Raw genomic sequence first — 21214 nt, 5'->3', positions numbered from 1 at the left:
CGGGTCAGGGGCGCTGGCAGCCCGGGCACCAGAAGAGGTTGCGGGCGGCGAGATCGGCGGTGCGGATCTCGCCGCCACAGATGTGGCAGGGCCGGTTCGCCCGGCGGTAGACGTACACCTCGCCGCCGTGGTCGTCGACGCGCGGCGGGCGGCCCATGGCCTCGGGGGTGTGCTCGGGGCGGACGGTGTCGATGCGGTTGGTGCGGACGCCCTCCCGCATCAGCGCGACCAGGTCGTCCCAGATCGCGTCCCACTGCTCCCGGGTGATGTCCTTGCCGGCCCGGTAGGGGTCGATGCCGTGCCGGAAGAGCACCTCGGCGCGGTAGACGTTGCCCACGCCGGCGACGACCTTCTGGTCCATGAGGAGCGCGGCGATCGTGGTGCGGCTGCGGCTGATCCTGCGGTACGCGCGCTCGGGGTCGGCGTCGGGCCGGAGCGGGTCCGGGCCGAGCCGGTCGTGTACCGCCCGCTTCTCGGGTTCCGTGATCAGGGCGCAGGTGGTGGGTCCGCGCAGGTCGACGTACGCGCCGTCGCCGGCCAGGCGCAGCCGCACGGTGTCGGTGGGCGGCGGCGCCGGGGCGGGGCCGAAGGTGACCTTGCCGAAGAGGCCGAGGTGGATGTGCACCCACTCGGGGCGCCCGGGGTCGCCGAAGCCCAGGAAGAGGTGCTTGCCGTGGGCGTCGGTGGTGCGCAGCGGGGTGCGGTCGAGGAGGGCCGCGGCGTCGCTGAACTTGCCCTGGGGGCTGGTGACGCGCAGGGGCGAGCTCGCCGGGAAGGCCTTGGCGTAGTCCTCGGCCAGCCGGTGGATGGTGTGTCCCTCGGGCACGGTCCCCCTCGCTCGCTTCGCTGCCTGCTCGCGGTCCTTACTGCTGCGGGTGGTGCGCCGGGATCGGGGGGAGGTCGCCGGTGGTCTCGTAGGAGGAGAGCATGTCGATCCGGCGGATGTGGCGCTCGTCGCCCGAGAACGGGGTGTTGAGGAAGATCTCGACGAACTTGGTCGCCTCTTCCCGGGTGTGCATGCGCGCGCCCACGGCGACCACGTTGGCGTCGTTGTGCTCGCGGCCCAGGGCGGCGGTCTGCTCGCTCCACGCGAGGGCGGCCCGTACGCCCTTGACCTTATTGGCGGCGATCTGCTCGCCGTTGCCGGAGCCGCCGATCACGATGCCGAGGGAGCCGGGGTCCGCGGCGGTCCGCTCCGCGGCGCGGAGGCAGAACGGCGGGTAGTCGTCCTGGGCGTCGTAGAGGTGCGGGCCGCAGTCGACGGGCTCGTGTCCCGCCTCCTCGAGCCACTCGACGAGGTGGTTCTTCAGTTCGTAGCCCGCATGGTCGGAGCCGAGATACACGCGCATGCGTCGAGTGTGACACGGCCGGTGCGGGGAAGCGGCGCGGGGTGGGACGCGCGAAAAGCGTGAGCCGCGGACGGCGGGCCGCCGTCCCGGACCGGGACGGGGCGCGGGCGGGCCGGCCCCGCTCCTGAAGCGACGGAAGGGCCCGGCGGGCGCCTGCGGAGGCGCCCGCCGGGCCCTTCGGCGTGCGAGGGAGTCGTCAGCGCTTGTCGACGAGCTTCCAGGCGGTGGGCAGCAGGCCCATCGCGAGCGCCGCCTTGAGCGCGTCACCGATGAGGAACGGGGTCAGGCCGGCCGCGATCGCGGCGGAGGCGGACATCCCGGTGGCCAGGGCCAGGTACGGCACGCCGACGGCGTAGATGACCGCCGAGCCGAGCAGCATGGTGCCGGCCGTGCGCCAGGCGGAGCGGTCGGCGCCGCGGCGGGCGAGGGCGCCCACGACGACGGACGCCAGCAGCATGCCGAGGACGTAGCCGAAGGACGGCATGCCCATCCCGGACCTGCCCTCCGCGAACCACGGCACGCCCGCCATGCCCACCAGCGCGTACACGGCGAGGGAGGCGAAGCCGCGGCGGGCGCCGAGGGTGGTGCCGACGAGCAGCGCCGCGAAGGTCTGGCCGGTCACCGGCACCGGGGAGCCGGGCACGGGCACCGCGATCTGGGCGGCGAGACCGGTGAGCGCGGCGCCGCCGAGCACGAGGGCCGCGTCCCGGACGCGGGAGGCGGGGACGAGGTCGGCGAGGACCTGTCCGGGCCGGGCGGTGGTGACGGTGGCAGTGCTCATGGGGACTCCCGGAGTGAGGGCAAGGGGAACACGGCGACGCTATACCGGCGCCCCCGCGCCGATCACCAGCAGCGCTCGACAAAGGCGCGAACAGGGAGTTGGTGGGCTCCGGACAAAGGAGGGGGGCCACACCTCGCGGGAGGTGACACCGGTCACTGGGGTGACGTGGTGTCGCCGACACGGCCCGGTGCGGCGGCGGCTGTAGGGATCCGCCAACGCGGGCGGCGGTGTCCGGGGGCGCCGTCCCGTCCGCCGGTCACGGTCCGGGCAGCGGTCCGCGCCGTGGTCCGGCCGCGTGGGCCGGACGCCCGGCGTCGTGTGACGGCCACCCCGCAGTGATCGGACTGTGACCCTCCGCTTGATTGCCGTCCATATGCTGGGCGGCCGCCCCGTGATCGCCGGGCGGCCGCCCAGACTGGGGGCGTTTTTGTCGTCTCCCCCTTGGACGAGCCGCACCCATGCCCCCCACCACGGCCGAGACGCCCCCGGACGCCGAGGGCGCCTCCCTCTCGCACGGTCTCAAGCAGCGCCACCTGTCGATGATCGCCCTCGGCGGGGTGATCGGCGCGGGACTGTTCGTCGGTTCCGGCGCGGGCATCGCCGCCGCCGGCCCCTCCATCGTGATCGCCTACGCTCTCTCCGGCCTGCTGGTCATGCTGGTGATGCGGATGCTGGGCGAGATGTCGGCCGCGTACCCCTCCTCCGGGTCCTTCTCCTCCCACGCCGAGCGGGCCATCGGGCCCTGGGCCGGGTTCACCGCGGGCTGGGCGTTCTGGGTGCTGCTGTGCACCGCGGTCGGCCTGGAGGGCATCGGCGCCGCGCAGATCGTCAGCGGCTGGCTGCCGGGCACGCCCGAGTGGGCCTGGGTGGCGCTGTTCATGGTGGTGTTCTGCGGGACCAACCTCGCCGCGGTGAAGAACTTCGGCGAGTTCGAGTTCTGGTTCGCCGCCCTCAAGGTCGGCGCGATCACCCTGTTCCTCGTCCTCGGCGTGCTGGCGCTCGCCGGTGTGCTGCCCGGCACCGACTCGCCGGGCGGCTCCCACCTCACCGAGCTGCTGCCCAACGGCGCCGAGGGCCTGGTCGTCGGCCTGCTCGCGTCCGTCTTCGCGTACGGCGGCCTGGAGACCGTGACCATCGCGGCCGCCGAGTCGCAGGACCCGGTCCGGGGCGTGGCGCGCGCGGTGCGCACCGCGATGTGGCGCATCGCCCTCTTCTACGTCGGCTCGATGGCCGTCATCGTCGCCCTCGTCCCCTGGAACTCCCCCGAGGTGGTGGAGGACGGCCCCTACGTCGCCGCCCTCGACCGGCTCGGCATCCCCGGCGCCGGCCGGCTGATGGACGCGGTCGTGCTGGTGGCGCTGCTGTCCGCGATGAACGCCAACATCTACGGCGCCTCCCGCATCGGCTACTCGCTGGTGGAGCGTGGCCAGGGCCCGAAGCTGCTGGGCCGCGTGTCGGGCGGGGTGCCGCGCGTCGCCGTGCTGGCCTCCTCGGTCTTCGGTTTCCTGTGCGTGCTGCTGAGCTACTGGCGGCCGGACGACGTCTTCGCCTGGCTGCTGAACATGATCGGCGCGGTGATCCTGGTCGTCTGGATCTTCATCGCCGTCTCCCAGCTGCGGCTGCGCCGCCGGCTGGAGCGTGAGGCGCCGGAGCGGCTGACCGTGCGGATGTGGGCGTTCCCGTGGCTGACCTGGGTGGCGCTGGCCGGCATGGCGACGGTCTTCGTGCTCATGGCCCGGGAGCCGGACACACGGGTGCAGCTGTACTCGACGGGCGCGATGACGCTGGTGCTCGCGGCGATCGGATACGCCTGGCAGCGGACGCGCGGGCGCCGCTGACGTGCTCCTCCCGACGGCCCCCGCGCGGACACGCGGGGGCCGTTCCCCGTGCGCCCTCCAGCTCACGGAGACCGCTTTCCGCTGATAGCGTGCAGTTGCAAGAGAGTCGCAACAAGCGTTCGCCCCGTGACCGTCTTCTCACCTCTCACCCGGCGGGCGCGCACGCGGAAGCCCCCGCGAGGACAGGACTCGCGGGGGCTTCCGTGCGCTTTTCCGGTGCGGCGCGACCGGCGGTCACAGGTTGCTGAAGTCCGGCCCCTTCGTGCGGGTGCGCTTGATCTCGTAGAAGCCCGGGACCGAGGCCACCGCCAGGGTGCCGTCCCACAGCCGGACGGCCTCCTCGCCCTGCGGGGTGGGCGTGACGACCGGGCCGAAGAAGGCGATCTCCTCGCCGTCGGGGCCGGGGACCGCGATCACCGGGGTGCCGACCTCCTGGCCCACCTTGTCGATGCCCTCCTTGTGGGAGGCGCGCAGCTGCGGCTCGTACGGGGTGCCGTCCCAGTGCTCCATGAGCGATTCGGGCAGGCCGACGTCCTTCAGCGCCGCGGCGACCGTCTCCTTGCCCGGTCCCTCGCCCTGGTTGTGGATGCGGGTGCCGAGCGCGGTGTAGAGGTCGCCGAGCACCTGCGGGCCGTGCTCCTCCTGCGCCGCGATGACCACCCGGACCGGGCCCCAGGCCTTCACCTCGAGCATCTCGCGGTACTCGGCGGGCAGCTCGTCCAGCTTGTCCTCGTTGAGGACGGCGAGGCTCATCAGGTGCCAGCGGACGTCCAGGTCCCGCTGCTTCTGCACCTCCAGCACCCACCGGGAGGTCATCCAGGCCCAGGGGCACAGCGGGTCGAACCAGAAGTCGACGGGCGTGACGGGCGTGACGGGAGACTTGTCCGACATGTCGCTCCTCGTGAAGGCGGTGTTCCCCCGTGGCAACGCCGGGGCTCGCCCCGGCCATTCCCGGCTGCCCCGCGTCAGGGGCGCATGGCAGGATCGGTGCTGTCCATCCGTGTCGACGACGCATGAGGAGTCCGCCCGTGCCCGGTGAGAACCTGACCCGTGACGAGGCCCGGGAGCGGGCAGCGCTGCTGTCCGTCGACGGGTACGAGGTGTCCCTGGACCTGCGGTCCGCGGTCGGCGCGCACAGCGGCGACGGCCCGCGCACCTTCCGGTCGGTCACCACCGTGCGGTTCCGGTGCGCCGAGCCGGGGGCGAGCAGCTTCGCCGACCTGATCGCGCCGAGCGTGACGGCGGTGTCCCTGAACGGGCGGGACCTCGACCCCGGCCAGGTCTTCGACGGCAGCCGGATCCTGCTGGAGGACCTGGCCGCCGACAACGAGCTGGTCGTGGACGCGCGGTGCGCCTACTCCCGCACCGGTGAGGGCATGCACCGCTTCGTCGACCCCGAGGACGGCGAGGTGTACCTCTACACCCAGTACGAGCCGGCCGACGCCCGCCGGGTCTTCGCCAACTTCGAGCAGCCCGACCTCAAGGCGCCGTACCGCTTCGAGGTGCGGGCGCCCGAGGGGTGGACGGTGTGGAGCAACGGCGCGGGCGAACTGGCCGACGGGGTCTGGCGGTTCGCGGAGACCAAGCCGATCTCGACGTACATCACGTGTGTCGTCGCGGGTCCGTACCACTACGTGACCGACCGCTACGAGCGGGTCTTCGAGGACGGCACCCGGCTGGAGATCCCGCTCGGCGCGATGTGCCGCAAGGGGCTCGCCCCGCACTTCGACGCCGACGACGTCTTCCTGGTCACCAAGCAGGGCCTGGACTTCTTCCACGACCACTTCGACTACCCGTACCCGTTCGGCAAGTACGACCAGGCGTTCGTGCCGGAGTACAACCTGGGCGCGATGGAGAACCCGGGGATGGTGACCTTCCGCGAGGAGTTCATCTTCCGCGGCAAGGTGACGCAGGCCTCCTACGAGGGCCGGGCCAACGTGATCCTGCACGAGATGGCCCACATGTGGTTCGGCGACCTGGTCACCATGGAGTGGTGGGACGACCTGTGGCTGAAGGAGTCCTTCGCCGACTTCATGGGCGCCTTCTCACTCGTCGGCGCGACCCGCTTCACCGACGGCTGGATCACCTTCGCCAACCGCCGCAAGGCGTGGGCGTACCGCGCGGACCAGCTGCCCTCCACGCACCCCGTCACCGCGGACATCCGCGACCTGCAGGACGCCAAGCTCAACTTCGACGGCATCACCTACGCCAAGGGCGCCTCCGTGCTCAAGCAGCTCGTGGCGTACGCCGGCCAGGACGCGTTCCTCGAGGGCGCCCGGCGCTACTTCAAGCGGCACGCCTACGGCAACACCCGGCTCGGCGACCTGCTGTCGGTGCTGGAGGAGACCAGCGGGCGGGACATGGCCGCGTGGTCGCGGGCGTGGCTGGAGACCGCCGGGGTCAACTCCCTCACCCCGCAGGTGCTGTTGCGTGCGGACGGCACGGTCGACGAGCTGGCCGTCGTGCAGGAGGCCGCCGAGTCACATCCCGAACTGCGCCCGCACCGGGTCGCGGTGGGCCTGTACCGGCGCACGGGGACGGGCGCCCTGGAGCGGTACGCGCAGGCCGAGACGGACGTCGAGGGGCCGCGCACGGTCGTGGCGGAACTGGCGGGCGCGGACGCGCCGGAGCTGGTGCTGGTCAACGACGACGACCTGACGTACTGCAAGACCCGCTTCGACGACACCTCGCTGGCCACGCTGCGGGAGGCCCTGGGCGATCTCACCGACCCGCTGGCCCGCGCGCTGTGCTGGTCGGCGCTGTGGAACATGACGCGCGACGCGCTGCTGCCGGCCCGGGACTTCATCGAGCTGGTGCTGCGGTTCGCGGGCCGGGAGACCGACATCGGCGTGCTGCAGATGCTGCACGCCTGGGCGGAGTCGGCGGTCGTGCACTACACCGCGCCCGAGCGGCGCGAGCAGGCCGGACGGCGGCTCGCCGAGGGCGCGGCGGAGCAGCTCCGGGCGGCCGGCGAGGGCAGCGAGCAGCAGCTGGCGTGGGCGCGGTTCCTCGCCCACGTGGCGTGCGCTCCCGCCGACTTCGAGCTGCTGACCTCGCTGCTGGACGGCACGGTGACGCTGCCCGGCCTGGAGGTGGACCAGGAGCTGCGCTGGGCGTTCCTGGAGCCGCTGGCCGCGCACGGGGCGGCCGACGAGAAGCGGCTGGACGAGGAGCTGGCCCGGGACGACACCGCCTCCGGCCGGCGTCACCACGTCCGCTGTCTGGCGGCCCGCCCGTCGGAGGCGGTCAAGGCGCAGTGCTGGGCGCAGGTCGTGGAGTCGGACGCGCTGTCCAACGCGCTGGTGGAGGCGACGATCGCGGGCTTCGCCCGGCCGTCCCAGCGGAAGCTGCTCGCGCCGTACGCGGAGAAGTACTTCGCGGTGATCGAGCGGGTGTGGACGGAGCGGTCCATCCAGATCGGCATGGACGTGGTCCGCGGCCTGTTCCCGTCCTACGAGGACTCCCGGGCCACCCTGGACGCGACGGACGCCTGGCTCACCGCCCACGAGAACGCGGCCCCGGCCCTGCGCCGCCTGGTCCTGGAGGCCCGCGACGACCTGGCCCGCGCCCTGCGCGGCCAGGCGTGCGACGCGGCGGCCGGCTGACAGCCGCGCCTCCCGCCGGGGTCCCGGGACCATCCGGTCCCGGGACCCCGGCCCCCCTCCGGGAAGCCCCCGGGTTTCCCGGAGGGACCCCGCGCAACCGCCGTTACCGAACGCGGGCATTCAGCCCGTAACCCAGCACGCTCACCCGAACGGACCAGGGGGTTTCGGTATCCGAACAGGCGTCCTTTAGTGCGGGCTTGTCCGGATTCGTCGACGAGCCTGTAACAAGGGTTCGGGGGGCGTCCGGAGGCGGGAAATTGCCGGTCATGAACCACAACACCCCCCTCTCCCCGCGCCCCCTGCACCACCTCGCCACCGGCACCGGACGCCGCGTGCTGACCCACACGCAGCTCAGGGCGCACGGGGTCTCCGCCGCGGAGGCCGGTGAGCAGTGCCGTCCGGGCGGCCCCTGGCAGCAGCTGCTGCCCGGCGTCGTCCTGCTGCACCCGGGACCGCCGACCAGCGAGGAGCGGCTGCACGCGGTGCTGCTGTACGCGGTGCGGGAGCGGACCGCGAGCGTGCCCGCGCAGCCGGGCGGGGCCGAGCCGCCCGCCTCCCCCTACGGCGAGGCGATGATCACCGGGCTGGCCGCGCTGACCCTGCACGGCTTCACGTCCGCTCCCCCGCTGCCGGCCCAGGAGACCCTCGACGTGCTGGTGCCGCGGCTGCGCCGGCTGCGGTCGACGGGCTGCGCCCGGATCGTGCGCGCCGCCGCGCTGCCGGTCCCGGAACAGGTGACGGGCCTGCCGGTGGCCCCGGTCCCGCGGGCGCTGGCCGACGCGGTGGCGGACCTGAAGGACGCGGCCGTGGTGCGCCGGCTGCTGACGGAGGCGGTGCGCGGCAGGCACTGCGAACCGGCGGCGGTGGTGCGGGAGCTGACCGCGGCGAAGCTGCTGAACCGGCCGCACGTGGTGGACGCGGTGGACTCGCTGCTGGCCGAGGGGCGGGCGCTCGCGGAGGCACGCCTGTACCGGATGGTCCACGAGTACGGCCTGCCGGACCCGTGCTGGAACGTGGACCTGCGGCTGCCCGGCGGCCCGCACCTGGGCGGCGTGGACGCGTACTGGCCGGAGCATGCGGTGGCGGTGGAGCTGGACGCCCGCGCGCCCCGGCCGGGCGGGCGGCCCGAGGACGACGCCGAGTGGACGGAGCACGCCCGCAAGCGCGAGCACCTGGAGCGCCTGGGCATCACGGTCGTCCACATCACGCCGCGCAAACTGCGGGACGCGGCGGAGCAGCAGGCGACGGTGGTCCGCACGGCCCTGATGGCGTCGGCGGACCGCGATCCGGCGGCGTACGTCGTCGTGCTGCCCCGGTAGTGCGGCGGCACGGCACGCCGGGCGAGGGCGGCGGGGCCGCCGGGGACGGGACCCCGCCCCGGCGGCCCGCCTCACGTCAGTCGCCGCAGTACTCCGCGTCGATCACCGCCTGGGAGTTCCCGGCCCAGTCGCCGTTGTAGTTGAACGCGAGGGAGTGGCGGCCGTTCCGTGTGGTGACGGCCTCGGACGTGGAGCCGTGGATGCCGCCGCCGTGGCCCCAGACGGTCACCCCGCAGCTCAGCTCGGTGCTCATCAGGCCCAGCCCGTAGCCGTGCGTCTCGTCCACGGGCACCGTGTCGGTCATCTCGTTCAGCTGCGCCTCGGGCAGCAGCCGCCCGCCGAGCAGGGCGCGGTAGAAGCGGTTGAGGTCCTTGGAGTCGGAGATCATCTCGCCCGCCGAGGCGGCGATGGACGGGTTGAGGCGGGTGACGTCGTGGACGGGCCCGCTGCCGTCCCGCGTCAGCTTGGCGTAGGCCCGGCTGTGGGGTCCGGGCACGCCGGTGCGGGTGCCGGGGACCGAGGTGGCGGTCAGGCGCAGCGGCGCGAGGACGCGCCGGCGGACCTCCTCGCCGTAGGGGCGGCCGGTGGCCTTCTCGATCACCATGCCGGCCAGCACGTAGTTGGTGTTGGAGTAGTTCCACCCGTCGCCGGGCGCGAAGTCCGGCTCGTGGGTCATCGCGATGCGCACCAGCCCCTCGGGGGCCAGGGTGTCGTAACGGTGCTCGAGGAAGCCCTCCTTGAGGAAGTAGGTGCGGCCGAAGTCCTCGTCGGCCGTGTAGTTGTAGACGCCGCTGGTGTGGTTCAGCAGCTGCCGGAGGGTGATCCGGGTGCCGTCGTGGCCGTTGCCGGTGACCAGGCCGGGCAGCCAGGCGTCGACGGTGTCGTCCAGCGACAGCTTCCCCTCGGCCTCCAGCTGCAGCAGCACCGTCGCCACGAAGGTCTTGGTGATGCTGCCGACCCGGTAGCGGTCGTGCGGGGAACGCGGGCGTTCCGTGCGCAGGTTCCCCACCCCGGCGGTGGTCGTCCAGGTGCCCCGCCGGTCCTCCGCCCGCAGCGTCACGCCGGGCACCCCGCTCTTGACCTCGGCCCGCACGGCCCGGGCGGTCGCACGGTGGTCGCCGGTGTCCCCCGAGCGGTCCGCGCCGGGACCCGCCGCCACCGCGGGGGCCGCCAGGGCCGCCGAGAGGGCCACCGCCACCACTGCCGCCGCCGTCGTCCGCATCCGCTTCCGCATGTTCGTGCCTCCCCTGTTCGTCGTGCGTGGTCGCGGGGAGGGACCGCGTCGGGGGCGTCACGGTTGCCACCGGTCGCGGTGGTTGACCGGCTTCCGGCCGTTCCGCGCGGACGCGCGGGACCTACCCCCGGCCGGGCTCCAGGCGCCCCGTCGCCGGCCGCTCCCGCCACAGCCGCAGGGCGGTGTCGACCAGGCCGACGCGGACCAGGCCGGGTACGGCGTCCAGGGGCTGCCAGGCGGCGAGTTCGGTGGAGCCGCCGATCTCGTGGCGCAGCTCCCCGCCCGCGACGCGGCCCTCGTAGACCAGCCGCAGGCCCTGGTGGTCGACCGGACGGCGGAGACGGCCGGGCAGGGTGCGGCGGCTGGAGTCGATGCCGAGGAACCCGGTGACCTCCACGAGGTAGCCGGTCTCCTCCTCCAGCTCGCGCCGCACGGTGTCGTAGGGGTCCTCGCCGTGCTCCATGCCGCCGCCCGGCAGCACCCACTCGGGGACGCCGCCCGGACCGGGCGACCGGGCGAGCAGGATCTGTCCGTCGCGCACCACCACGGCGTAGGCCGCCACCCTCAACGTCCGTCGCATCGCCGGACGGTAACCCGGACCGCCCGGACCGCGCAGGGGAGTATTCGGGTGGGTCCGCACTGTGGACACCCACCCTGCATGAGCATGACGGACTTGTCCGCTTCAGGCGCGATCTCCCCATACGGGCACCGGGGGTTTTCCCCACACCTCCAACGGCCTTCCGGCCGACCCTCGCCAAACATCGACCCTTTACGCGAAGCTCATCGATCATCCGGTAGTGCACTTCCGGACCCCCGCGACCAGGAACGATCACCCCTGGCCGCTCCCGATCGTTCGCTCCTTGCAAGGGATGCCGATGACCAACTCCCCGCAGCGCTCCCCCATATCGGGCACCAGACGCGCGGCCCGCATCGCCGTCGCCGCCGGTCTCGTCGCCGCGCTCTCCGCGGCCGGGCCGGTCCCGCTGGCCCTCGCCGCCGGCGGCCCGGCCGCCGCGCCGGCCGACGCGGACGTCAAGTCCGCGCACGACAAGCTCGGTTCGCACGACGCGGAACTGCTCGCCGAGGCCAAGGCCGAGGGCGCCGAACACGTCACGATGATGATCGCGACGGCCCCCGGGAAGACCGCTCAGGTCACCGAGAAGATCGAGGCGGTCAAGGGCGCCTCGGTCGGCCGCTCCGACGACAGGCTCGGCTACGTCCGCGCCACCGTGCCCACCGGCAAGGCGGACGCGGCCATCGCCGCCGCCACCAAGCTCTCCTCCGTGCACGGCGTCGACCTGCGCGACGAGATCCCCCTCGACGACCCGACCCCGGCCGGCGACACCACCAGGGCCGCCCAGGGCAAGGGCAAGAGCAAGAGCTACCCCGCCCCGGACCGGAAGACGCCCGCGAAGAACCCGTACAACCCGTCCTTCGAGACGGGCGCCGTGGACTTCGTGAAGAAGAACCCGAAGGCGGACGGCCGCGGCGTCACCATCGGCATCCTCGACTCGGGCGTGGACCTCGGCCACCCCGCGCTGCAGAGGACCACCACCGGCGAGCGCAAGATCGTCGACTGGGTGACGGCGACCGACCCGGTCGTGGACGGCGACCAGACCTGGCGTCCCATGGTCACCGCGGTCTCCGGCCCGGTCTTCACCTACGGCGGCGCCACCTGGAAGGCCCCGCAGGGCAGTTATCAGGTCAACCTCTTCCGGGAGTCGTACACCGCGGGCGGCGACGCGGCCGGCGACGCCAACCGCGACGGCGACACCACCGACGTCTGGGGCGTGCTGTACGACCCGGCCGCGGGCACGGTGCGCGTCGACCTGAACAACAACCAGGACTTCTCCGACGACACCCCGATGAAGCCGTACAAGGACGGCTTCCAGATCGGGTACTTCGGCACCGACGACCCGAAGACCGACGTCGTCGAGCGCCAGCCGTTCGTGGTGGAGATCCGCGAGGACGTCCCGATGGACCCCTACGGCGGCGACTGGATCGGCCAGAAGGCCGACTTCGTCAACATCGGCGTCATCGAGGGCTCGCACGGCTCGCACGTGGCCGGCATCACCGCCGCCAACGGCCTGTTCGGCGGCAGGATGAACGGCGCCGCGCCCGGCGCCAAGCTCGTCTCCTCCCGCGCCTGCACCTGGTCCGGCGGCTGCACCAACGTCGCCCTGACCGAGGGCATGATCGACCTCGTCACCGAGCGGGGCGTCGACATCGTCAACATGTCCATCGGCGGTCTGCCGGCGCTGAACGACGGCAACAACGCCCGCGCCGAGCTGTACACCCGGCTGATCGACGAGTACGGCGTCCAGCTCGTGATCTCCGCGGGCAACTCCGGCCCCGGCGCCAACACCATCGGCGACCCCGCCCTGGCCGACAAGGTCATCTCGGTCGGCGCGTCCGTCTCCAAGGAGACCTGGGCCGCCAACTACGGCTCCGAGGTGAGGACGAAGTACGCGATGATGCCGTTCTCCTCGCGCGGCCCGCGTGAGGACGGCGGCTTCACGCCGACCCTGGTCGCCCCCGGCGCGGCGGTCAACACCATCCAGACCTGGCTGCCGGGCGCCCCGGTCGCCGAGGCGGGCTACGCCCTCCCGGCCGGCTACGGCATGCTGCAGGGCACCTCGATGGCCTCCCCGCAGGCCGCCGGCGCCTCCGCGCTGCTGCTGTCCGCCGCGAAGCAGAAGCGCATCGAGCTCACCCCGGCGACGCTGCGCACCGCCCTCACCTCCACCGCCCGGCCCATCAAGGACGTGCAGGCCTACGAGCAGGGCGCCGGCCTCATCGACGTCGTGGACGCCTGGGACGCCATCCGCGACGGCGCCGGCGCGCACGAGTACACGGTGAAGGCGCCGGTCGACACAGCGATCGACCAGTTCCTGAAGACCCCGGGCTTCGGCACGGGCCTGTACGACCGTGAGGGCGGCCTGAAGGCCGGCCAGAAGAAGACGTACGACATCACGATCACCCGTACGTCCGGCCCGGACCGCGCCGTCCGCCACGAGCTGGACCTGGCGAACAACGCGGACCGCACCTTCCGCATCGTCGGCGACCGCAGGGTCTCGCTGCCGCTGAACGAGCCGGTGACCGTCAAGGTCCAGGCCCAGTCCCGCTCGGCGGGCCTCAAGAGCGCGATCCTCGAGGTCGACGACCCGCGCACCGAGGGCGTGGACCGGCAGATCCTCACCACCGTGGTGGTCTCCACGCCGCTGCAGTACACCTACTCGGCGAAGGGCACGGTCCAGCGCAACAGCACCACCTCCTACTTCGTCACCGTGCCCGAGGGCGCGAAGACGCTGGAGGTCGCGCTGAGCGGGCTGAAGGCGACGAGCCAGACCCGGTTCGTCTCCATCCACCCGTACGGTGTGCCGGCCGACCCGACGTCGACCGTCAACTGCTACCCGAACTACAGCAACCCGGCCAACACCTGCCGCCCCGACGTGCGGTCGTACGCGAACCCGCAGCCGGGCGTCTGGGAGATCGAGGTCGAGTCGCGCCGCACCTCGCCGCTGCTCGACAACCCGTACAAGCTGGACGTCGCGGTGCTCGGCGCGGCCTTCGACCCGGAGACCGTGACCGTCCCCGAGGCGAAGATCGGCACGCCGTCCGCCGTCTCCTGGACGGTGACCAACGAGGCCGCCGCGATCGACGGCACGCTGGCCGGCGGGCCGCTCGGCTCCTCCAGGACCGCCCGCCCGTCGATCGGCACGGGTGACGTCCACACCACCACGGTCGAGGTGCCCGAGGGCGCGTCGTCGCTGGACGTGTCCATCGGCAACGTCTCCGACACCGCCGCCGACCTGGACCTGGCCGTGTACGACGAGGCCGGCAACCGGGTCGCGCAGTCCGCGGACGGCGACTCGGACGAGTCGGTCTCCCTCGCCTCCCCGAAGGCCGGCACGTACACCATCGAGGTGGACGGCTACTCGGTCCCGGCCGGCACGACGGAGTACGACTACCTGGACGTGTTCTTCTCCGCCACGCTCGGCACCGTCACCGTCGACGGTTCCGCGCCGGTGAAGCTGGGCACGGGCGCCGAGGCCACCGTCTCCGGCGAGGTCACCGTCGCCGCGGCGGCTCCCGAGGGACGCGCGTTCTTCGGCCGCGTGCAGCTGGTGAACGAGCGCGGCACGGTCGCGGGCGTCGGCAACGTGGCGATCGAGAAGGTCGTCCCGTAACCGGCCGGAGGCCATGAACAAGGCCATGAACAGGGGGCGGGCGTCCGTACGGGCGCCCGCTCCTTCGCCGTGCTCAGCCGCAGCTCATGCCCCGCGACGCGGGCAGCGCGGCGACGATGCCGGCCCGGACGGGGGCGATGTCCGCCTCGCCGACGACCGTCCGGTCCGGGTGGGCGAGGCCGACGGGCAGGCCGACCAGCACCTGGTCGCCGGGGCGCAGCGGGACGTCCTCGGCGTCGTCCCGGAGGAAGGTCACCGGTCCGCCCCCCTTGTAGTACCGGTTCGCCCGCAGCGTGACCCGCTGTACGCCGCCGGTGCCCGGCACCTCCTCCAGCGCCGCCACCCGGCCCTCGGCGACGAGGCGTGCGCACGCCAGGTAGCGGGGGGTGCCGAAGGCGGCGGCGCCGGTTTCCTCCTTGGCGCCCGAGGCGACCCCGCGGTCCGTCGAGCCGGCCGTCGGGCCGCCCTGGACCGCGAGCCAGCCCAGGCCGAGGACCAGGCCGGCCGCGGCAGCGGCGGCGAGCCCGCCGAGCACGAGCCGTACCGGCCGGTACCGGGGACGCGGCCGCCGGTTCAGCGCGGCGGACGCGGCCCGCGCGGGGCGCGTCCCCGTGCCGTCCCGCGCCGTCCCGGTCCCGAGGTCCGGCCGCTCCCCGGACGGAGCGGCCGTCGCTCGCCCCGCCAGCGCGTCACCGATCAGCGTGAGCTGCTCGCCCAGCACCGCGATGTCCGCGAGGGCGGCGTCCCGCTCCGCGCGGAACGCGGCGTCCTCCCGCGCCCCGTCGGGCGGCTCCTCCCCGAACAGGGCGACCGCGAGGGCGTCCGCGGGGTCGTACGGCAGGTCCTCGCGGCCGGTGTCCGCCCGGGACGGGTCCCGGTCCCCGCTGTTGTCGTGGGCGGTCATGTCACACCACCTCGTCCTCGTGCAGACGGGCGCGGAGCGCCCGTACGGCGGCGTGCAGCCTGCTCTTGACCGTGCCCTCCGGGACGCCGAGCTGCTCGGCGACGGTCCGCACCGGCAGGTCGGCGTAGAAGCGCAGCACGACCGCCTGGCGCTGCGCGTCGGGCAGGCCGTCCAGGCCGCGCGCGACGGCCAGCGAGAGCACGCTGTTCTCCTCCTCCGAGGGCGCCTCCACGGGCCGGAGCGCGGCCAGCCGCTCCCCGAGCCGCTCCTGGCGGCGCCTGGCCCGGTGCCAGTCCATGGCGAGGTTGGAGGCGACGACCGCCGCCCACGCCGAGACGTCCCGCGGTGCCTCCTGCCCGCTCGCGGCGCGTTCCAGCAGCCGCAGGCGGACCTGCTGCACCCCGTCCGGCAGGTCCGCCTGCGGTACCCCGCCCAGTGCGAGCACCGCCCGCACCCGGCGCTCCTGTGCCGCGTCCAGCGGGTCGTCGTCGGCGACGTACGCCCCCCGGCCACGCCGGATCCTTCCGCGCAGCACCGGCCACCCCCTTCACGCTGTTCCTCCTACGACGCCACGCGGGCCGGGAACGTTCGCGCGGGTTCTCCGGGCCGGGCAGAGGCGTATGTCACACCTCCGTGTGAGGGAGGGCGAACCGGGCAGGGAACCTTGCGGCCAGCACCCCCCGGTGACCGAATTTCTCCTGGTCAGCGGGGTGCGGGCCGAAGGTCCGCAACCTGCGCGTGCTGTCCCGCCGTCCCAGTGGGCGGGCAGGGCGGCAAAGAACTGGACAGCCGGGCCGTGGTCGGCCGCATGATGGAAGCGGCCTCGGCCAGGCACATCAGGTACGCGAGAGACGCAGTAGGGAGTCGCCGTGAGGGTCGGAATCGTCGGAGCCACCGGTCAGGTGGGCACGGTCATGCGCAGGATCCTCACGGAGCGGAACTTCCCGGTCACGGAGCTGCGCCTGTTCGCCTCGGCCCGTTCGGCGGGCACGGCGCTGGACGGCGTGACGGTGGAGGACGCCTCCGCCGCCGACTACACCGGCCTGGACATCGTGCTGTTCTCCGCGGGCGGCGCGACCTCCAGGGCGCTGGCCGAGAAGGTCGCCTCGCAGGGCGCCGTGGTGATCGACAACTCCTCCGCCTGGCGCAAGGACCCCGAGGTCCCCCTCGTCGTCTCCGAGGTCAACCCGCGCGCGATCGCGAACCGCCCCAAGGGCATCATCGCCAACCCGAACTGCACGACGATGGCCGCGATGCCGGTGCTGCGTCCGCTGCACGCGGAGGCGGGCCTCCAGGCGCTGGTCGTCGCCACGTACCAGGCGGTGTCCGGTTCCGGTCTCGCGGGCGTCGCGGAGCTGCACGGCCAGACGCGGAAGGTGGTCGACGAGGCCGACAAGCTGACGCACGACGGCGCGGCGGTCGACTTCCCCGAGCCCGACGTCTACCAGCGCCCCATCGCCTTCAACGTGCTGCCCTTCGCGGGCAACCTCGTCGACGACGGTCTGGGCGAGACCGACGAGGAGCAGAAGCTGCGCAACGAGTCGCGCAAGATCCTGGACATCCCCGAGCTGAAGGTCTCGGGCACCTGCGTGCGCGTCCCGGTCTTCTCCGGCCACTCCCTGCAGATCAACGCCCGGTTCGCCCGCCCGATCAGCCCGGAGCGCGCGGCCGAGCTGCTGGCCGAGGCGCCCGGTGTGGTCCTCACCGACATCCCGACCCCGCTGCAGGCCGCCGGCCAGGACCCGTCGTACGTCGGCCGCATCCGCGCCGACGAGACGGTGGAGAACGGCCTGGCGCTGTTCGTCTCCAACGACAACCTGCGCAAGGGCGCGGCGCTGAACGCCGTGCAGATCGCGGAGCTGGTGGCGCAGGAGCTGAGCGCCTGACCGCGCACCGGTACGCGAGGAGGCGGGCGTCCCCGAGGGGGCGCCCGCCTCGCGTCGTTCCGCCGTACGGGTGAGCTGCGGTCAGCCCCGCCGGACCTCGTAGAGGAAGCAGCCGTACTCCACGGCCCGTACGTGCACGAGCGCGACGGCCGGGTCGGCGAACGCCTCGCCGAGGACGGGTCCGAAGTCCTCCGGCGCCTCCACCAGCCGCCCGCCGAGGATCCGGCCGTCGGCGGAGTAGCGGCGCAGGACCCGGTGGGCCCGGGTGAAGGGGAGGCCCCCGCCCTCCGGGCCCGCGCACTCCGGGCCCCCGCCCTCCGGGCCCGCGCACTCCGGGCCCGCGCACTCCTGCGCGTGGACGAAGACGGGCCCCCGCTCGTCGTACGCCCCCGGGTCCACGCCCGTCTCCGCCGCCCAGCGGCGCAGGGGCGCGTAGGACACCAGGGCGATCCGCTCGCCCGGGCGGCTGTGACGCAGGCAGCAGCGCAGCGGGGCGCCGCCCTCGCCGTCGGTGACGGGAACGGCCGGGCGGCCCGCGTCGTCGAGGGTCAGCAGCTCCTTCACGACCTGCGGGGGAACGGGCCGTGCGGTGGGCGTCGTGGTCGTCATGGCCCCAGACTCCCCCGCGCCGCCGCCCGCGGCCGGCGGTATCCGGACGTCGAGGCGCCCCCTTCTCCCCGCACCCGACACAGGGGTATCCCCATGCCTGCTGTTTCGTCGTCGCGTGATCCCGATCCCGCGTGGAAGGATGGCGCAACCCACACATATCGAGGAGATGACCGCGTGCCTGGCACAAACCTGACCCGCGAAGAGGCGCAGCAGCGCGCGAGGCTGCTGACCGTTGACTCGTACGAGATCGAACTCGATCTCTCCGGCGCGCAGGGCGGGGGCGCCTCCCGCTCGGGCGAGGCCGAGAGCGGGGGAGGCACCTACCGGTCCGTGACCACGGTGCGCTTCGACGTCGCCGAGGACGGCGCGGAGTCCTTCATCGACCTGGTGGCCCCCACCGTCCACGAGGTCACCCTGAACGGTGACGCGCTGGACCCCGCCGAGGTCTTCGCGGACTCGCGCATCGCCCTGCCCGGCCTGCTCAAGGGGCGCAACGTGCTGCGGGTGAGCGCCGACTGCGCGTACACCAACACGGGCGAGGGCCTGCACCGCTTCGTCGACCCGGTGGACGAGCAGGCGTACCTCTACACGCAGTTCGAGGTGCCGGACGCCCGCCGGGTGTTCGCCAGCTTCGAGCAGCCGGACCTCAAGGCGACGTTCCAGTTCACCGTGAAGGCCCCGGAGGGCTGGACCGTCGTCTCCAACTCCCCGACGCCGGAGCCGAAGGACAACGTGTGGGCGTTCGCGCCGACCCCGCGCATCTCCACGTACGTCACGGCGCTGATCGTCGGCCCGTACCACTCGGTGCACAGCGTGTACGAGAAGGACGGCCGGTCGGTGCCGCTCGGCATCTACTGCCGGCCCTCGCTCGCCGAGTACCTCGACGCGGACGCCATCTTCGAGGTGACCCGGCAGGGCTTCGACTGGTTCCAGGAGAAGTTCGACTACGCCTACCCGTTCGAGAAGTACGACCAGCTCTTCGTGCCGGAGTTCAACGCGGGCGCGATGGAGAACGCGGGCGCGGTGACCATCCGCGACCAGTACGTGTTCCGGTCGAAGGTGACGGACGCCGCGTACGAGGGCCGGGCCGCCACGATCCTGCACGAGCTGGCCCACATGTGGTTCGGCGACCTGGTCACCATGGAGTGGTGGAACGACCTGTGGCTGAACGAGTCGTTCGCCACCTTCGCCGAGACGGCCTGCCAGGCCGACGCGCCCGGCTCGAAGTGGCCGCACTCGTGGACGACGTTCGCGAACCAGATGAAGACCTGGGCCTACCGCCAGGACCAGCTCCCGTCCACGCACCCGATCATGGCGGACATCCGCGACCTGGACGACGTCCTCGTCAACTTCGACGGCATCACGTACGCCAAGGGCGCCTCCGTGCTGAAGCAGCTCGTCGCCTACGTCGGCGAGGACGCGTTCTTCCGGGGCGTGCAGGCGTACTTCAAGCGCCACGCGTACGGCAACACGCGCCTGTCCGACCTGCTGGGCGCCCTGGAGGAGACCTCCGGCCGCGATCTGAGCGCCTGGTCGAAGAAGTGGCTGGAGACGGCCGGCATCAACGTCCTGCGCCCGGAGATCGAGACGGACGAGGCCGGCGTCATCACGTCCTTCGCCGTCCGCCAGGAGGCCCCGGCGCTCCCGGCCGGCGCGAAGGGCGAGCCGACGCTGCGCCCGCACCGCATCGCGATCGGCCTGTACGACCTGGACGAGGCGACCGGCAAGCTGGTCCGCGGGGACAGGGTGGAGCTGGACGTCGACGGCGAGCTGACCGCCGTGCCGCAGCTCGCGGGCAAGCGCCGTCCGGCGGTGATCCTGCTCAACGACGACGACCTCTCCTACGCCAAGGTGCGCCTGGACGAGCAGTCCCTCGCCGTCGTCACCGAGCACCTGGGCGACTTCGCGTCCTCGCTCCCGCGGGCGCTGTGCTGGGCCTCCGCCTGGGACATGACCCGGGACGCGGAGCTGCCCGCCCGCGACTACCTGTCGCTGGTGCTGTCGGGGATCGGCAAGGAGTCCGACATCGGTGTCGTGCAGTCGCTGCACCGCCAGGTGAAGCTCGCGCTCGACCTGTACACCGACCCGGCCGCCCGCGAGACCCTGCTGGCCCGCTGGACCGACGCCACGCTGGCGCACCTGCGGTCCGCCGAGCCGGGCAGCGACCACCAGCTGGCGTGGGCGCGCGCCTTCGCGGCGACCGCCCGCACGCCGGAGCAGCTGGACCTGCTGGAGGGGCTGCTCGCCGGCACGCAGACCGTGGAGGGCCTGGCCGTCGACACCGAGCTGCGCTGGGCGTTCGTGCAGCGGCTGGCGGCGGTGGGCCGCTTCGACGAGGCGGAGATCGCCGCCGAGTACGAGCGGGACAGGACGGCGGCGGGCGAGCGGCACGCGGCCACCGCGCGGGCGGCCCGCCCGACGGAGGAGGCCAAGGCGGAGGCGTGGGCGTCGGTCGTCGAGTCCGACAAGCTGCCCAACGCGGTGCAGGAGGCGGTCATCGCCGGCTTCGTGCAGACCGATCAGCGGGAGCTGCTGGCGCCGTACACGGACCGGTACTTCGGGGCGCTGGCGGACGTGTGGGCGTCCCGTTCGCACGAGATGGCCCAGCAGATCGCGGTGGGTCTCTACCCGGGCGTCCAGGTCTCCGGCGAGACCCTCGACAAGACGGACGCCTGGCTGACCTCCGCCGAGCCGAACGCGGCCCTGCGCCGCCTGGTCTCGGAGTCCCGCGCGGGCGTGGAACGCGCCCTGCGCGCGCAGGCGGCGGACGCGGCGGCGACGTCGGCGTAACGCCGGCTCCCGTCGAGAAGGGGCGCCCGGTTCCCGGGCGCCCCTTCCGTCATGTCGCGGGCCGGGCGGGGACGCCCGCGACGGCGGCCCCCCAGGCCGCCTCGACCATCCGGAAGATCTCGTCCACCGCGGTCTCCGGGTCGTCCGCCTCCCGAGCCAGCGCGAAGGCGTCCACCACGAACCGGGCGACCGCCCGGCAGGCGGTGCCGCTGCGCGGCGCGCCCGGTTCGGCGGCGAGGGCGGCCGCCAGGGTCTCCGCGTGCCGCAGCCGCATGGAGCCCTCGTACTCCCGCAGGGCGGGCGAGGCGTCGATCATCCGCCAGACGGGCGCGGCCTCGTCGGCCAGGCAGTGGCGCACCAGGGCGTGGATCTCGCGGCGCAGCGCGGGGACGAGCGGTTCGCCGGGCGCGCGGTCGGTCACCGCGCGGGCGAGACGCTGCTCGAAGTCCGCGTCCCGCTCGAACACCAGGGCCTCCTTGGAGGCGAAGTGGGAGAAGACGGTGGTGACGGCCACGTCGGCCTCGGCGGCCACGTCCCGGATGCCCACCGCCTCGTACCCGCGTTCCAGGAAGAGCCGCAGGGCGGTGTCGGCGATCTTCTGCCGGGTGGCGGCCTTCTTGCGCTCTCGACGTCCGGACGACGGTTGCTCGGGCATGACCAGGACGCTACCAGATCCAAAACCCTAACGGTTTCGATCAACTAACCGTTA

16 protein-coding genes are annotated in these 21214 nt (G+C 73.3%); 6 read left to right on the top strand and 10 right to left on the bottom strand.

From position 1 onward, the window contains the following. Positions 1-4: 4 nt before the first annotated feature. From C1708_RS21565 to C1708_RS21555, 3 genes are all read right to left on the bottom strand, one after another. Positions 5-826, bottom strand: a complete 822-nt coding sequence (locus C1708_RS21565) for an Fpg/Nei family DNA glycosylase (protein WP_106414222.1) — start codon at positions 824-826, stop codon at positions 5-7. A 37-nt stretch (positions 827-863) separates the two neighbouring features. After that, positions 864-1349 (bottom strand): ribose-5-phosphate isomerase, encoded by a 486-nt coding sequence (locus C1708_RS21560; protein ID WP_106414221.1) that lies wholly within the window; start codon positions 1347-1349, stop codon positions 864-866. 196 nt (positions 1350-1545) lie between these two features. Further along, positions 1546-2130: a biotin transporter BioY gene (locus C1708_RS21555; protein ID WP_106414220.1), complete on the bottom strand. Its 585-nt coding sequence runs from the start codon at positions 2128-2130 to the stop codon at positions 1546-1548. Between the two features lie 458 nt (positions 2131-2588). Between C1708_RS21555 and C1708_RS21550 the strand changes: the two genes are divergently transcribed. Continuing rightward, positions 2589-3968, top strand: coding sequence for an amino acid permease (locus C1708_RS21550; RefSeq protein ID WP_106414219.1), 1380 nt, complete (start codon positions 2589-2591; stop codon positions 3966-3968). A gap of 234 nt (positions 3969-4202) precedes the next feature. Here C1708_RS21550 and C1708_RS21545 read toward each other — a convergent pair whose 3' ends face one another. After that, positions 4203-4859 carry a mycothiol-dependent nitroreductase Rv2466c family protein gene (locus C1708_RS21545; protein ID WP_106414218.1) on the bottom strand — a complete coding sequence of 219 codons (657 nt, stop codon included), beginning with the start codon at positions 4857-4859 and terminating at the stop codon, positions 4203-4205. A gap of 137 nt (positions 4860-4996) precedes the next feature. Here C1708_RS21545 and pepN (C1708_RS21540) point away from each other — a divergent pair, with 137 nt between their 5' ends. Continuing rightward, on the top strand, positions 4997-7573 hold the full coding sequence (gene pepN / locus C1708_RS21540) for an aminopeptidase N (protein WP_106414217.1): 2577 nt from the start codon (positions 4997-4999) through the stop codon (positions 7571-7573). Positions 7574-7839: 266 nt separating this feature from the next. After that, entirely contained in the window at positions 7840-8892 is a 1053-nt protein-coding gene (locus tag C1708_RS21535) for a putative endonuclease domain-containing protein (protein WP_198602557.1), read from the top strand. A 76-nt stretch (positions 8893-8968) separates the two neighbouring features. Here the strand turns inward: C1708_RS21535 and C1708_RS21530 are convergent, their stop codons facing one another. Both C1708_RS21530 and C1708_RS21525 read right to left on the bottom strand, forming a co-directional pair. Further along, positions 8969-10126: a serine hydrolase domain-containing protein gene (locus C1708_RS21530; protein ID WP_106414215.1), complete on the bottom strand. Its 1158-nt coding sequence runs from the start codon at positions 10124-10126 to the stop codon at positions 8969-8971. 121 nt (positions 10127-10247) lie between these two features. Further along, the gene (locus C1708_RS21525) at positions 10248-10706 is read right to left on the bottom strand and encodes an NUDIX hydrolase (protein ID WP_241911304.1); all 459 of its coding nucleotides are present in this window, start codon (positions 10704-10706) and stop codon (positions 10248-10250) included. 295 nt (positions 10707-11001) lie between these two features. Here C1708_RS21525 and C1708_RS21520 point away from each other — a divergent pair, with 295 nt between their 5' ends. Further along, on the top strand, positions 11002-14316 hold the full coding sequence (locus C1708_RS21520; RefSeq protein ID WP_106414213.1) for a S8 family serine peptidase: 3315 nt from the start codon (positions 11002-11004) through the stop codon (positions 14314-14316). A gap of 73 nt (positions 14317-14389) precedes the next feature. Here the strand turns inward: C1708_RS21520 and C1708_RS21515 are convergent, their stop codons facing one another. Together C1708_RS21515 and C1708_RS21510 are read right to left on the bottom strand one after the other, a co-directional pair. Next, the gene (locus tag C1708_RS21515) at positions 14390-15220 is read right to left on the bottom strand and encodes a hypothetical protein (protein WP_106414212.1); all 831 of its coding nucleotides are present in this window, start codon (positions 15218-15220) and stop codon (positions 14390-14392) included. Position 15221: 1 nt separating this feature from the next. Then, positions 15222-15755: an RNA polymerase sigma factor gene (locus tag C1708_RS21510; RefSeq protein WP_106414211.1), complete on the bottom strand. Its 534-nt coding sequence runs from the start codon at positions 15753-15755 to the stop codon at positions 15222-15224. 334 nt (positions 15756-16089) lie between these two features. On the opposite strand from C1708_RS21510, the gene C1708_RS21505 reads away from it, so the two are divergent. Continuing rightward, positions 16090-17106 (top strand): aspartate-semialdehyde dehydrogenase, encoded by a 1017-nt coding sequence (locus C1708_RS21505; RefSeq protein ID WP_106414210.1) that lies wholly within the window; start codon positions 16090-16092, stop codon positions 17104-17106. Positions 17107-17187: 81 nt separating this feature from the next. On the opposite strand, the gene C1708_RS21500 is transcribed toward C1708_RS21505, so the two are convergent. Beyond that, entirely contained in the window at positions 17188-17715 is a 528-nt protein-coding gene (locus C1708_RS21500) for a DUF1203 domain-containing protein (protein ID WP_106414209.1), read from the bottom strand. Between the two features lie 174 nt (positions 17716-17889). Here C1708_RS21500 and pepN (C1708_RS21495) point away from each other — a divergent pair, with 174 nt between their 5' ends. Further along, positions 17890-20505, top strand: a complete 2616-nt coding sequence (gene pepN / locus C1708_RS21495; RefSeq protein WP_106414208.1) for an aminopeptidase N — start codon at positions 17890-17892, stop codon at positions 20503-20505. Between the two features lie 49 nt (positions 20506-20554). On the opposite strand, the gene C1708_RS21490 is transcribed toward pepN (C1708_RS21495), so the two are convergent. Further along, the gene (locus tag C1708_RS21490) at positions 20555-21160 is read right to left on the bottom strand and encodes a TetR/AcrR family transcriptional regulator (RefSeq protein WP_106414207.1); all 606 of its coding nucleotides are present in this window, start codon (positions 21158-21160) and stop codon (positions 20555-20557) included. Positions 21161-21214: the final 54 nt, after the last annotated feature.

The sequence above is a fragment of the Streptomyces sp. DH-12 genome (genome assembly GCF_002899455.1).
Classification (GTDB): Bacteria; Actinomycetota; Actinomycetes; order Streptomycetales; family Streptomycetaceae; genus Streptomyces.
The sequence above is the reverse complement of the archived record's forward strand: the minus strand, read 5'-3'. Positions and strand labels throughout refer to the sequence as shown.